This window comes from Thermoflavimicrobium daqui, assembly GCF_003313465.1.
In the GTDB taxonomy this organism is placed as follows: Bacteria; Bacillota; Bacilli; order Thermoactinomycetales; family Thermoactinomycetaceae; genus Thermoflavimicrobium; species Thermoflavimicrobium daqui.
In genome coordinates this window covers 1-13,444 of sequence record NZ_KZ845680.1, presented here as the reverse complement: position 1 = coordinate 13,444, position 13,444 = coordinate 1, and the positions used below count along the sequence as shown (strand labels likewise).

At 37.4% G+C, this 13,444-nt stretch carries 10 protein-coding genes and 1 pseudogene; 5 read left to right on the top strand and 6 right to left on the bottom strand.

What is annotated here, in order from left to right; all coding sequences use genetic code 11:
• Positions 1-137 precede the first annotated feature (137 nt).
• Positions 138-515 carry a hypothetical protein gene (locus DL897_RS16855; RefSeq protein WP_145962241.1) on the bottom strand — a complete coding sequence of 126 codons (378 nt, stop codon included), beginning with the start codon at positions 513-515 and terminating at the stop codon, positions 138-140.
• A 197-nt stretch (positions 516-712) separates the two neighbouring features.
• A complete protein-coding gene (gene purU, locus DL897_RS16850) occupies positions 713-1,597 on the bottom strand; it encodes a formyltetrahydrofolate deformylase (protein ID WP_113660287.1) in 885 nt (294 codons plus the stop codon).
• A 609-nt stretch (positions 1,598-2,206) separates the two neighbouring features.
• Here purU and DL897_RS16845 point away from each other — a divergent pair.
• The 3 genes from DL897_RS16845 to DL897_RS16830 all read left to right on the top strand — a co-directional run bounded on the left by DL897_RS16845 (position 2,207) and on the right by DL897_RS16830 (position 10,275).
• Positions 2,207-6,475, top strand: a complete 4,269-nt coding sequence (locus tag DL897_RS16845) for an AAA domain-containing protein (protein WP_113660286.1) — start codon at positions 2,207-2,209, stop codon at positions 6,473-6,475.
• A gap of 701 nt (positions 6,476-7,176) precedes the next feature.
• Complete coding sequence (locus DL897_RS16835; protein ID WP_113660285.1) at positions 7,177-8,700, top strand: class I adenylate-forming enzyme family protein; 1,524 nt, start codon at positions 7,177-7,179, stop codon at positions 8,698-8,700.
• Positions 8,701-8,937: 237 nt separating this feature from the next.
• Positions 8,938-10,275 (top strand): VWA domain-containing protein, encoded by a 1,338-nt coding sequence (locus tag DL897_RS16830; RefSeq protein ID WP_113660284.1) that lies wholly within the window; start codon positions 8,938-8,940, stop codon positions 10,273-10,275.
• 148 nt (positions 10,276-10,423) lie between these two features.
• On the opposite strand, the gene DL897_RS16825 is transcribed toward DL897_RS16830, so the two are convergent.
• Both DL897_RS16825 and DL897_RS16820 read right to left on the bottom strand, forming a co-directional pair.
• A complete protein-coding gene (locus DL897_RS16825; protein ID WP_113660283.1) occupies positions 10,424-10,690 on the bottom strand; it encodes a helix-turn-helix domain-containing protein in 267 nt (88 codons plus the stop codon).
• A 15-nt stretch (positions 10,691-10,705) separates the two neighbouring features.
• Positions 10,706-11,389 (bottom strand): GOLPH3/VPS74 family protein, encoded by a 684-nt coding sequence (locus DL897_RS16820; RefSeq protein ID WP_113660282.1) that lies wholly within the window; start codon positions 11,387-11,389, stop codon positions 10,706-10,708.
• A gap of 305 nt (positions 11,390-11,694) precedes the next feature.
• Between DL897_RS16820 and DL897_RS16815 the strand changes: the two genes are divergently transcribed.
• Positions 11,695-12,102 carry a hypothetical protein gene (locus DL897_RS16815; protein WP_113660281.1) on the top strand — a complete coding sequence of 136 codons (408 nt, stop codon included), beginning with the start codon at positions 11,695-11,697 and terminating at the stop codon, positions 12,100-12,102.
• Here DL897_RS16815 and DL897_RS18395 read toward each other — a convergent pair.
• Both DL897_RS18395 and DL897_RS16810 read right to left on the bottom strand, forming a co-directional pair.
• On the bottom strand, positions 12,088-12,237 hold the full coding sequence (locus DL897_RS18395) for a hypothetical protein (RefSeq protein WP_168188855.1): 150 nt from the start codon (positions 12,235-12,237) through the stop codon (positions 12,088-12,090). The genes DL897_RS16815 and DL897_RS18395 overlap by 15 nt on opposite strands.
• Positions 12,238-12,243: 6 nt before the next feature.
• Complete coding sequence (locus DL897_RS16810) at positions 12,244-12,819, bottom strand: hypothetical protein (protein WP_113660280.1); 576 nt, start codon at positions 12,817-12,819, stop codon at positions 12,244-12,246.
• Positions 12,820-13,287: 468 nt separating this feature from the next.
• Here DL897_RS16810 and DL897_RS18740 point away from each other — a divergent pair.
• Positions 13,288-13,444, top strand: a pseudogene (locus DL897_RS18740) (IS5/IS1182 family transposase); the annotation flags it as partial.

The window sequence follows — 13,444 nt, the reverse complement described above, 5'->3', positions numbered from 1 at the left end:
TCTCATCAATTATTTTCTAATTTATAGAATACACTTTCTAAACACAATTGTTAAGTAGCTTTAGAATGACTAAAAAAGGAGAAGATACCTCAAAAGAGGACTTCTCCTTTGTAAAGATCATTTTTTCTACGATATCATTACCAGGAAACCTCTCCATAAGCTCGACATTTTGTCATGTTCCACCTTGGTTCTTGACATCTGAGTCGAAGACGATATGAATTTCCACGATGTGTTGACGCCTTTACAACTCTCTTTCCTTTGTCTTTAATCGTACCATTGGCAATCGCATTTCCATGATTATCAAATAAATCAAACCCGACATTGAGGTTATTATGAGTCTCAACTGAAACAGTGACGGTTCTTGAACCTGGTGAAAACCAGCCTGTATAAACAGGACCGCTTCCCGACAGGTGGACACCATGTCTAGCTGCAAATGCCTCACCATTTAGTCCAAGTAAGAATGTTAATGCAATAGTTGATACCACCATACATCTCCACTTATTAATCGATTTCATTCCATCCCTACCTCTCTTTTATAAAATGGTTTCAGTTCACTTTTATGCAATAATCCTTTTTAAAATACCTATTTCTATAAAAAAGGATAGTCTCATAGCAAAAAACCATCCCAACTACGGAATGGTTTTAGCTTACCTAAAGTCTTTGCTGTGGCGAATTTTATCGACAGACTCAAACATTGTATCGATCGACTTTTTCATGTACCGGAAAAAACAATCGTTTTATTCCCTGTTACCCATACCCGATCGTTCAAGTGCCAACGAACAGCACGAGCTAGAACTAACCGCTCTGTATCTTTACCAATTCGTACGATATCCCTAACCGTGTCTAGATGGCTGATTCGTTGCACGTCTTGCTCGATAATTGGACCTTTATCGAGTTCTGAAGTTACATAGTGAGCAGTCGCTCCTACTAATTTAACTCCTCGGTCATAAGCACGATGATATGGCTTGGCTCCCTCAAATGCGGGTAAGAAAGAATGATGGATATTAATCATCCGATTCTTATACTCCTTAACCATCCAATTCGGGATAATTTGCATATAACGGGCTAAAACAATCGTATCAATCTTTTCTGCTTGAAGAAGCTCAGCTTGTTTGCGAGCGGCTTCTTCTCTTGTTTCTTTAGTCACTGGTATATGATAATAAGGAATTCCATAGGGTTCGACCAAAGGCTTTAAATCTAAATGGTTACTAACCACCATGGTAATCTCAGCATCTAGCTCTTTATTTCGCCAACGCCAAAGTAAGTCTTCTAAACAATGATCTGCTTTAGATACAAAGATAGCCATACGATGCTTACGCGATGCAGGAATCATACGCCATTCCATTTCAAAGGGTTCAGCAATTCTGGCAAACTCTTTCCTCAGCTCTTCAATGTTTTCTGATAAATCATCGAATCGAAACTCGACTCTTAGAAAAAAGTGATCCCCGACAACATATTGTTCCGAATTACTTAAGTTCGCTCCCTGCTCATTTAGAAAGCGGGAGATGCCCATGGTAATACCCGGTTGATCCACACAAGAAACAAGCAGTCTTCCTACTTCCCCTTTTTTCACTTGATGTGGTATTAATTGCTTCATCTTTTTCCACCTCTATAAAATGATAAAAAATACCCGAAATAAAACATATATAAATAAGTATATAATTAATCGATATAGGATTATATAATTTGATAACACAAATATATTTACCTATTACTGAAAGGTTTTTATATGATATATCCACTTTCCTCTTTTGTATAGAAACATCAAACCTTTGAAAATCGGGTAATTACATCCCGTATCCTAATTTTTATTTTTCCAACATCAATGATCCAGCCAAGGTTATTACAAATGAGCATCATTATTTGCTAGTGACTTCTTCACTACTATTCACCATATCCATAAGCAGTGCGAGTAAAGCATAACACAATACTTAGTCACTTTCTACAAACTAACTCTTACTCCATTTCAATCATATTAAGCGGTTTCATATTGTTTCTTCGAGGTATGAGGTCGACTTAGCCGAAAAATGCTCTTCTATTTATTTTTGGTTAATCGACACCACTCATTCACCGATTCTTTTAAATAAGAGATTACTCTCTAATCAGATGGATTTATTTTAAATCATTCTATACTTATATTGTAGAGAAGCTTTGCTCAATACATAAACCTTCTATATACTATTCTCATGGAAAGGACGTGTTCTTTATGACAGCCAGGGCAAAGCAAATTTTTGAGTACTTACTTGCGATTAAAAACTTGTCCTCGCCGCCGATTCGCCGAATTCAAGACGTTGAAACATATCTATTTATTGAAGATTTCCCACAAGGTGATGGATGCTATCTATTTGGAACAGGGAAAGATCCTGATGCTTGGTTAGAAGTACATAAGCAAACGATTATCCCACCACCAGAGCCCCATGATTCCTTCCGCTCTTGGTTATCCACAAACTATGAAGACGAAACGGTTCTACCTCAAGTGCTTGAGCAAACTAAAAATAATAGTCAAACCGAGTATTTCACAGACTCTATGGATCGAACTCGTCATTATCATACTTGGCTAAACGCGTGGAAAAACTGGGCAGAAGAAACTCGGCGCAGAAAAGCAATACAAAAGTTATATATTCGCTTATTTACACTTGAACAACAAATGAAACGTGAAGGAGAACGATTCGAGGTCGCCTTCGGACATGGCATTTTAAATTGGAAACATGATAAAGGGACCATTTATCATCCTTTATTTATTACCCGATTGGAAATCGACTTTCAACCACAAAAAGGGATCTTTACTTTATCTCCGACCAGTCAGGGAACGATCTTCGAAACTGAAATGTTAGCAGGTCTTGATCTACCCAATGAGTCCTTCATATCGGATATACGTACTTCTATCGAAGAGATACAACCCAATCCTTTATCATCTGAAGAGATCTATTTATTTTATCAAAAGATTATCCATTCCATTCATCCCAAAGGGCAATTTATTTCTGAAACAAGTGAGGTACCCTCCACAGAAATTCCTACTATATTAGACCGGACTGTCTGGTTTATACGCAAAAAGTCAAGCCAGATCTGGAAAGATGAACTACGTACAGTCATAAAAGCTCTCGATAACAATTTGACCATACCGAAATCTATTCAGTCATTAATACAGGTAGATGTAAGTCCTCCCGATGAATTAGAGCAAAAGGAATGGGAAAGTATTGGCAAAGATCTTTATTTTCCACTTCCAGCCAATGAAGAACAAAAAGATATCGCCCGTCGCCTTGCTGAAAGTTACGCTGTCACGGTACAAGGACCCCCTGGAACCGGAAAAAGTCATACCATTGCCAATCTAATTTCCCACTTGCTAGCACATGGAAAAAAAGTACTTGTTACTAGTCACAAAGAACCTGCTTTGCGAGTACTTGCCGATAAAATACCTGCATCCATCCGTTCACTCTGTGTATCATTACTCGGGCGAGATTCAAAATCGATCCAAGAGATTGAAAATGCCATTCGCTCGATCTCTTATGAAGTGGACTCCATCAACTTGAGGAAACTGGGAGAAGAAATTCAAAGACTAGAGCAGGAGCTAAAAGAGACACGAAAACATATCGCACAAATACGTGGAAAGCTACAAAAGATCGCTGAATACGATACGCAAGAAATTAACTGGGATGGCGAAAAGCTGAATCCACTGGAGACAGCTCAGCGTCTGAGCAAACTTCAGCCTAGCTTAGGGTGGATTCCCGATCCCATTCATTCTCTCCCACCACTCAGCGATCAAGAAATGCGCCAATTATGGAAGATGCTCAAGGAGTTTCCACCCAATATCGAACAAATATCACAGCAAAAATTACCTGATTTAATTCTTATTGATCCACCTGACTCCTTTTCACAGTGGGTCCAAGTCGGCAATCAATTAAAGGCACAGATGGAAGAATCTCATATCTTACTTGAAAAATATAACTTGCCTTATAAAGCAGAATGGCTTTCACAATTAGAAGCAAAATTAGACCCCGTTTTATACCATCAAGATATCCTATCAACTTCTCATTTTCAGAATATCTTAGATGATTGGATCGCCGATGGTGAACGGCAAAAGATCTGGATCGATTTGTTTATCTATGTAAAAAATGCTTTAGAAGAAATAAGCCGTATTCAGAATCGAGTGGCTGAATACGATTTAAATATTCCAGATATACCTAAGCATCAATTAGTTCAAGATCTAAATCTAATCGCTGAACGACTGAAAACTCATAAAAGATTAAGTACATTTTTCCTAATAACTTCTGGAAGGAAATTAAGATATTTATTGGATTTCCCAGTGATAGAAGGGCGAACGATTCAATCAGTGGAAGATGTTGAAATCCTACTTCACTATGTCACATTACTAGAGAAAAAAGAGCGTCTTATCCGCAAATGGAATACGACTCTCCAATCTGTCAAAGGTCCTACTTTATCTATTTCAGATCCCCGCTATATCGCTACAGCGGATCATCAATTAAAATATTTCGAGCAAGTTTTCAGTCTAGGAAAGCAGATTCAGGAGATAAGAGAAAATTGTTTAGATGTCAAGTTACCGCTCCATTTCGCTTGGAATCGCTTCGAATCTTTGCAAGAGTTAAAACAAGCAATCCAAGCTACTAAAATCCATATTCAATTCCAAAATTGGCAACGCACGGATGAAGCCAAGCAGAAACAACTGCGTAAATGGATGGAAAACATTCATAGTCATCCACTTTGTCAGACGTTATATCAAGCTTATCTAAATAAAGATGAAAAAACATGGGCGGATGCCTATGAGCAAGTCAAAAAATTACAAGCATCACTCGAACAATATGATGAATGGAAAAGCTTAATTCGTAAGATTGAAAATAAGGCTCCTTTATGGGCAGAGCAATTATGCAAAAAAATGGGCACAGCAGAACCATTTCCAAGCAATTGGAAAGCAGCTTGGGATTGGCGTAGAGTTTATACACTCATCGAGAAACTAAACTCACTTTCTCCTGAAAAATTAGAAGCCAAGCTTCAAGAAGAAGAAAGACGAGAACGAAGACTAATCGAACAGCTCGTTGCAAAGTCGGCATGGCGTGAGCAAATCACTCGCATTACCGAACCAAAAAGGCGCTCCTTAATGAATTGGCGATACTATATCAAAAAAATCGGCAGAGGAACAGGAAAGTTTGCACATCAATATCGACAGGAAGCAAAAAAGGAAATGAAAGTGTGTCAAACCACAATCCCTGTCTGGATTATGCCAATTGATCGGGTTATCGAAAATATCAGCATATATAACGAAAAATTCGATGTGATCATCGTGGACGAAAGTAGCCAGAGTGATATTTTCGCTTTGTCCGCTTTACTTCGAGCCAAAAAAGCGGTCATCGTAGGAGACGATGAGCAGATCAGCCCAGCTACTGTTGGGATTGATCACTCGGAAATACACAGACTGATCGAACGTTATTTATATGACATTCCACAAGCAAATAGCTTAGATCTACAAACATCTTTATATGATATCGCTGTACGAATTTTCCCTAGTAAACTCATGCTACGAGAGCATTTTCGTTCCGTCCCAGAGATTATTGAGTTTTCTAATCATCTATGTTATGAGGGGGAAATTATCCCCTTACGGCTTTCAACTCAGCAAGAGAGAATAGACCCACCTCTACTTGCGATCAAAGTGGATGGCTTTCGACATGAAACCCGTAAAATCAATGAAGCTGAAGCAGAGGCCATCGTTCATGATATGACACAAATGGTGAAAGATCCTGCTTTTCAAACTCATACGATCGGTGTGATATCCCTACTGGGGCATGAACAAGCAGAATTAATCGAAAGCAAGTTGAGAGATACCATTGGAGAAGAAAAGATCTTACAACATCAGATTATTTGCGGAGACGCCTATACCTTTCAAGGAAATGAACGCGATATTATATTTTTATCAATGGTGGTCGCCACCAATGTTCGTTTCCAAACACTGGTTCGAAAAGATCTCAAACAACGTTTTAATGTTGCAGCCAGTCGAGCTAGAAATCAGATGCGACTCTATCATTCGGTAGAGTTAACACGGTTAAATCCCGAAGATCTACGCTATCGCCTACTCCATCATTGCCAAGAGACTAAATTTAAACTTCAAAAAATAGAAAACCCAGAAGAACTTTGTGAGTCTCAATTTGAATTAGATGTATATCGATTGATCCGATCCAAAGGTTTTCAGGTATATCCACAGGTACAAATCGGACGACATCGGATTGATCTAATCATCGAAGGAACACAAAATCGCCTAGCAGTTGAATGTATTGGAGATCGGTGGCAAGGTGGTAAAAGGTGGCATGAAGCGATACAACGACAACAAATTTTAGAGCGAGCGGGTTGGACATTTTGGCGTATTCGCGGTAGTTCTTTCTATCTCAATCCAGAACAAACCATGGAACCACTATGGAAAAAGCTCGCCGAAATGGGAATTGAACGAGAGTTAGAGATGGTATTATAAAAGAGAATGAAAAAAGGGCTTCTATGGATGATCACTTCTTCATCTTGAACATCATCCAAGAGCCCTTTTTTATTATAGGCAACTTTTTATTCTATTACAGCATGTTACATCATTCGATTGAAAATCCAGATCATACCTAGAGGAAGTTTGTTGCACCATATAACAGTAGATGAGGTAGCTGTTAAAGCCTTGATGTATTTAAAGGCTATTGGAAAAGCGAAGAGGGGAACCAAAAAGTACTAAGAGATCGTTGGTTTTACATTGGAGACCTTGGCAAACTGGATGAGGATGGCTTCTTAATCCTAGTAGATCACCTATCTGGTGGTGAAAATATCTATCCTTCGCTGTTCATTTTTTACAGAATATCCAAGTATACATATTAACCTATTCTATTTGTATATTCAATTAATTACAATGACGAATTTACATTTTTATAGTATAATAATATTCAATTATATAATTAAAGCTATCTCATTAAATAATATTTTATATATTTTCACGCAACAAAACTCCTCCTACCACCATTTTCTCTAAAACTAGATATCGTTTGAACTCCACAATCCAATCATGTACTATCTCATTTATTGCTCACTTTAAATAGAAAATGAATTTCATACGGCGAATTTTACCGCCAGATTTATGTAATTACACCTTTTTTCTGTTTTCTATCAACTTAACTTATTTAATTAGGAGAGTGGCCCATGAATATTAACATTGGAAGTCTTCTATCCGATCGCGCCCAATATTCACCCAATTTTGAAGCAGTTGTCGATCCACAAGTACGTTATACTTATGGAACATTCAATAATCGAGTCAACCAAATGGTACAATGGCTACAAGAACAAAATATCCAAAAAGGGGATCGTGTTGCTCTCTACTGTCGCAATAGTGTAGCGATGGCAACCGCTTTTTTTGCGCTTAGTAAATTAGGAGCCATCACTGTTCTTTTAAACACGGGTCTACATACTAATGAGTTATATTATATGATTCAACAGAGTGAAGCAAAAGCAATTCTTTATGATGATAAATTTGTCCAATCCATTCCACAACTTCAAAAAATCGAATCACTCCAGCTATTTATCCAAATCGGCTCGAATGTAGAAACATCACACCCTCTATTTGACTCTATTTTTTCAGATGAAATCGTCCCTGAACCTACTATCACAGCCAGTGGAGATGACCCTGCTCTACTGATTTATACTTCAGGTACAACTGGTCGCCCCAAAGGGGTTATGATTAGCCATAACAATTTATTTGCCAATGCATTAGCAACGCTTGCTTCGATTGATTGGCGTGAAGGTGATCGCTACTTAGCCGTTGCTCCCCTCTTTCATATCAGTGGTCCTGTTATTATGACGGTTTGTGCATATCGTGGCATGACAATCGTAGCTATGCCCGAATTTCACCCTGTTTACATTTGGGATGTCATCGAAAAAGAAAGAGCTACCAGCTTTATGTCCGTACCTGCCATGCTACAGTTAATGATTAATGCCCCTAATTGGTTAGAAAAAGATATTAGCTCTTTACGATCCATCCTTTGTGGAGGGACCTTTGTTCCCGAATCATTAATTCGTCTTTTTGATTCATATGGTATTCATGTTAACCAAGTTTATGGTTGTACGGAGGCATCAGGTGCCATCACCTTCTGGCAACAACGACTAGGAATGAATAAATGCCATACGGCTGGAAAACCGCTTGCTTTTGCACAAGTAAAGATTTTTGACCCCATATCGGGTCAAGAACTCCCTATTGGAAAAGTAGGTGAGGTAGCTGTTAAAGCTCCTTATGTATTTAAAGGTTATTGGAAAAACGAAGAGGAGACCCAAAAAGTACTGAGAGATGGTTGGCTTTACACAGGAGACCTTGGCAAACTGGATGAGGATGGTTGTTTGATCCTAGTCGATCGCCTGAAAGACCTCATTATCTCTGGTGGAGAAAATGTTTATCCGGCAGAAGTGGAAGCCATTTTACAAAATATCGATGGGGTTGCTGAAGTGGCTGTTATTGGTGTGCCAGATAAGACTTTAGGAGAAGTTCCCCGTGCTTATGTCGTGAAAAAGCCTGACTCCAATTTGACTGAATTCGATATCCTAAAACATTGTTATGGAAGGCTAGCTGCTTTTAAGTGTGGTAATGATGTGATTTTTATCGATAAGCTACCACGTAATGCCTTTGGCAAAGTAATGAAAGATGTACTCAGAAAACAAGCTGCTCAGGATTTATAAGCTAGAAACTAGATCCTATTTTGCCTTTACCTAATAACATGTCCAGTAGGTAAAGGCTTTTATTTATTTAATAATATTAAATAATTTTCACTATTTATTTACATAATCAATCATACTATCCAACTAAAAAATGGTATCATGTAATCCGTCCTAAAAAATCCCTTATCATTCAGGTAATAACATTTGTAACTTTTTAGCACTTACTCAACATGAACAGGGATATATAAGGAGGATTTTATGATACGTAAAATACTGGTTCTATTTTCCACGCTTGCTTTCGTTCTGAGTGTGGGATGTACGTCGAAGGAAAAACAAACTGAAAGTCGTTCCACAAAGCCTCTATCCACATCCACTTCCAATAATATAGATAAGCCCAAAAGAGAACCAACTCAAGTGGAGAAACTGTTGCTTCAACCACCCGGAAAGTACAGTGGACAAAATTATAATGAGGAAAAAGTCAAAAAAGAATTAGATAAGCTTCCGAACAATTTGACTACACAACAATATTATGATGCTTTTCTAAAACTCGTAGCTGAAGACTATCGTCCTCATGTAACCACCTTCATTAACTTTGACACATCCATTCAAGTCAATCATGCTCAACCTACAAAAGATATCACTTTACCTTCTAGTAAAAAAGTTCACTTCTCTCTTCTTTTGGATGCGAGTGGGAGCATGAATGAAAAAATAGGTTCGGAAACCAAAATGGACATCGCTAAAAAGGCAATTCAACAGTTTGCCCAAAAACTTCCCAAAAATGCTTCACTCTCTTTACGTGTTTATGGACATAAGGGAAGTAATCAGGAACAAGATAAAAAAACATCCTGTGCCAGTACAGAAGAAATATACCAAGCAGTCGGCTATGAGCAAAGCTCATTCCAAAACGCACTCGATTCAGTCAAAGCATCCGGCTGGACACCCATTGCTAAGGCACTACAAAATGTGAAGCAAGATATCCCCAAGAATTCAACTGAAAGTATCGTTTACGTGGTAAGTGATGGAATCGAAACTTGTGGTGGAAACCCTGTCAAAGCAGCTGAGTTATTAAGCCAAGCCAATGTCAAAACAGTCGTTAATATCATCGGATTTAAAATCGACGATCAAGGGCAAAAGATGCTAAAAGAAGTAGCTGAAGCAGGAAATGGAGAATATACAGATGTCCAAGATGAGCAATCCTTAAAAAAATACTTAGACAACCAGTATAGTCAACTATTAGACGAATGGGACAAATGGCAAAGTAAGGGATTGAAGGAAGCTAATAAAATTCAAGACCAAAAGTTAAAACTTGCCAATGAAACGCAAGATAAAATGATGAAGTTAAACAATATTGAACAGAAGCATCTAACCGCTGCCCGTAAATATCTAGAAAAGAAATTTGACCAATACGATCATCCAGTCAACAAAACGTTCGACCTCATTTATAAACGCGATTCGATCGTTTTCAAATATGCCTATGAAGTCGGGAATAAACTCTGGAATAGAGCCTATGAGAACGGAAATAAAGAGTGGAATCGTATTTACGAGAAAGGTAATAAAGAGTGGAGCAATGTCTACGAAGAAAAAAATAAACAGTAGATGTGAATCGATTTTAGAGAAAGAAGGTCCTAGATCAAATAGGACCTTCTTTTTTATATGATTCAATGTTTCCCTCTAAATCTGCTTCCATATGTCTTCATATCATACAAGATTGATCGATTCGGATAAAAGCTCTATTTTTCCCCTCTCAATCATCTTCTAACAGCTTTTCCTTAATCTCCTTAATCGTTAAACCTTGCTCTTGTTTTAGCTTTTGGATCTGAGCCAGTCTTTGTAGCGCACCAGTCCGATGATACCGCCTTACCATCTTTTGATCCATCTGATAAAAAGGGAGTAAGCCCTCTTCCGTATAAAACTTCAAAGTACTATATCGAACTCCAGATAACTGGACAAGCTCACCTATGGTAACATATTCAGCATTTTGGATTACTTCTAACTTTCTTCTTCGCGACATAGACTCACCTAATTTTTATGTTGTAGCCGCTGCTGCACCAACAGCTACAACAGAAGCATTAATCTCAGCAATCGCTTTTTCAATCCATTTTACCCATTGTAGACTTTCATTATCTTTTAATTCCTTTAGCCTTTTTTTCAACTGGTCACGCTCGTAATTTGAAAAATACTCCTTCAACATTTTTGTTTCTTTTAACAAGAAACTAAGTGCAACTGTTTGTTCATCTACGGAGCCCTCTTCCAGTAGTTCAGCTCGAATCCTCTCAATTATTCGAGCTTGTTCGTCCTTAACCGCTTCATATTTATGGGTAGGGAACATAAATAAAAATGTATCTTCTTTATGAGTGACTACCCCTTGTTCACATAGACTCTCTAAAATAGACCGATGTACATTCTTACGAATACTTCCCTTACTATAGTAAAAAGATGAAATCCACTTTTTCAAACTTTTCTCTTTCGAGGAGTCCGAAAGAACTTCAATTACTTGATCCAAATAGCTAATACCAGTCGGGTCTACTTGAGTGAGATAAACTTTTCCCTCTTCATTGATTGATATCACTTTTCTGAGTAATAACTCAATAAAAACAGCACCTACACTATATAATTCTTTATAGCTCCGGTAATCCAACTTAAAACGATGCATCTTTTCATCTAAACCTAAAAAAACCAGCTCTTCCGGCACAGTAAACTGTTTATTCATATTCTTCACTCCGGTAAATTTGATATTAGTCAAACTTACTACTTACTACTTACTACTTACTACTTACTACTTACTACTTACAATATAACCTAAAGTATAAAAAGCTGCAATATTGTTTTCACCTTAAAAATGAATTAATTTGTGACTACATTTATTCATGACAAGTCAATCATTTCAAATAGTATAGTAAGAAATATCGTGCCTATTATTTGTATAGAGCATCAAAAAGATCTCTGCCATATTTTTGAATTTTGTTATAATTAATCATATAATACTTTAGCTTAATGTTTAAGGGTGGGTAACCAATGATCCAAAAGAAAATTGCTTTACTATCCATCGTCTTTCTAATCAATCTGATCTTATTCGGATGCAGCACGTTCATGAATAACAAAAAAGTGTTCACTGGTGAAAGTAAACATTGGAAGGTACAGTTTGAAGTCACAAAAAAGCCAGATGATAACAGCACGAATGGAAGTTTCCAGTTAGAGTTTTTAGGAGGTCAATTTTTCAAAGGTGAGTATCAACTTATAATTAATAATGAAGTAAGAAAGTCAGGTACTGCTAATCTTGATACTAGACATCGTAAAGAGAAATATCCATTTGGATATAAATCTCGCTCAAATTATGATTATGATCACGTGCAAAACAGCACCATTACTTACATTATCAAATGGGATGGTTTTGAAGAAAAAATAAAATTAACACCCCAATAAACGAAAATCAGCTCCCTCAACACGATAAATTCTCCCTTTTGCCATCCCAAGTAACCGAGAAGCTGCTCCATCTCCGATCCGTCCTGCCAAGGTTTCGATATCTTCGTTTGAACTAAATAGAATTGGTCGCTTCATTCGCCATCATTCATTGATCACATGATAATAGACACTTTGTCTAGATGGTGTAGGATGTGCCTTGCCGATATCATCCCAAATTAACACCGGAACGCAAATTAAACTTTGGATACCACCGCTAGCGAAGATGGGAAATTGACTGTAGTATCCTTGGACGATCTCTTTTTCAATGCCTGAATTCGCTTGGTAATCTCCTCTATCACCAGTGGATTGCTTGTCTTTAACCTTAGTGACATTCCTTTTCCCTACCTTTTGTGCCCGTAATTTGGCTTGCTTTCTCACATACCGATCTCGTATGACTGCTCCACAATAGGCAAATGAGCGTATTCGGTCATGAGTATGCTTCGGCTTAAACGCACGAAAAGCATAGTCGATCCCTTCCAATATGTCGTCCAAAGGAATATGATCTTCAATCAACCTCGCCATCGCATGATAATCAGCAGGTGTTGGAATGATTCCCACTCCTCTTTGACGCAAAAACGCTTCTTCCATTTGACTGATGGGGTCTTTTTCTTCTTCCTTTCTATCTTCTTCTATGAATTCTTTCATATAATGGTCATTTTTGCTCTCTCTTACTTCCATTTTTGCGCTATCAGTTGAATGGGTTGCATATCCTTTCTTCCAAATAGCCTGTGAGCCAGAGTTTTTGCATGGAATCACTTCCCAAAGGACATGATTTATATTTCAGAATTTTATTATAAATCTAATTATTATCAACTGCCAATTACTAATTTATTGAGAGGTATTGATTATGATAAATTAAACGACATAAACCACGTCTAAAAAAGCTACTAAAACAAATAGATAAAACACAAAAATGGCTTTCAGAGATAACCGGAATTAATGAAGCCACTTTATCCATTGATTTTTTATTAGGTATAGATAATAACTGTCAAACTCTTAATCAAATAAAACGAGGATTCGAGAAAATGGATATAAAGGATATTTTAGAATATCCTACAGCTTGTCGACAAAGTTCATTTTTGAACAGGTCGACAAGCTTTTTTTGTCGAATAAAGAAAGTAGAAAGTTATAAATGGGGGATGTTTTGTGTTAACCAAACGAGGGGAAAATGGTCGACATCAGATGGAGATTATAGCATTAGATGATTTGGTACCTGCGGACCATTTGGTCCGCAAAATCGAAGAAAGCATCAATTTTGACTTTATCTATGATCTTGTTGAAGACTATTACTGTTTGGATAATG

Bases quoted from the DNA above. Each gene is read 5' to 3' on its own strand.
- DL897_RS16830 (WP_113660284.1), top strand. From the start codon at position 8,938: ATGATACGTAAAATACTGGTTCTATTTTCCACGCTTGCTTTCGTTCTG.
- DL897_RS16845 (WP_113660286.1), top strand. From the start codon at position 2,207: ATGACAGCCAGGGCAAAGCAAATTTTTGAGTACTTACTTGCGATTAAA.
- DL897_RS16820 (WP_113660282.1), bottom strand. From the start codon at position 11,389: ATGAATAAACAGTTTACTGTGCCGGAAGAGCTGGTTTTTTTAGGTTTA.
- DL897_RS16815 (WP_113660281.1), top strand. From the start codon at position 11,695: ATGATCCAAAAGAAAATTGCTTTACTATCCATCGTCTTTCTAATCAAT.
- DL897_RS16835 (WP_113660285.1), top strand. From the start codon at position 7,177: ATGAATATTAACATTGGAAGTCTTCTATCCGATCGCGCCCAATATTCA.
- DL897_RS18395 (WP_168188855.1), bottom strand. From the start codon at position 12,237: ATGAAGCGACCAATTCTATTTAGTTCAAACGAAGATATCGAAACCTTG.
- purU (WP_113660287.1), bottom strand. From the start codon at position 1,597: ATGAAGCAATTAATACCACATCAAGTGAAAAAAGGGGAAGTAGGAAGA.
- DL897_RS16810 (WP_113660280.1), bottom strand. From the start codon at position 12,819: ATGGAAGTAAGAGAGAGCAAAAATGACCATTATATGAAAGAATTCATA.
- DL897_RS16855 (WP_145962241.1), bottom strand. From the start codon at position 515: ATGAAATCGATTAATAAGTGGAGATGTATGGTGGTATCAACTATTGCA.
- DL897_RS16825 (WP_113660283.1), bottom strand. From the start codon at position 10,690: ATGTCGCGAAGAAGAAAGTTAGAAGTAATCCAAAATGCTGAATATGTT.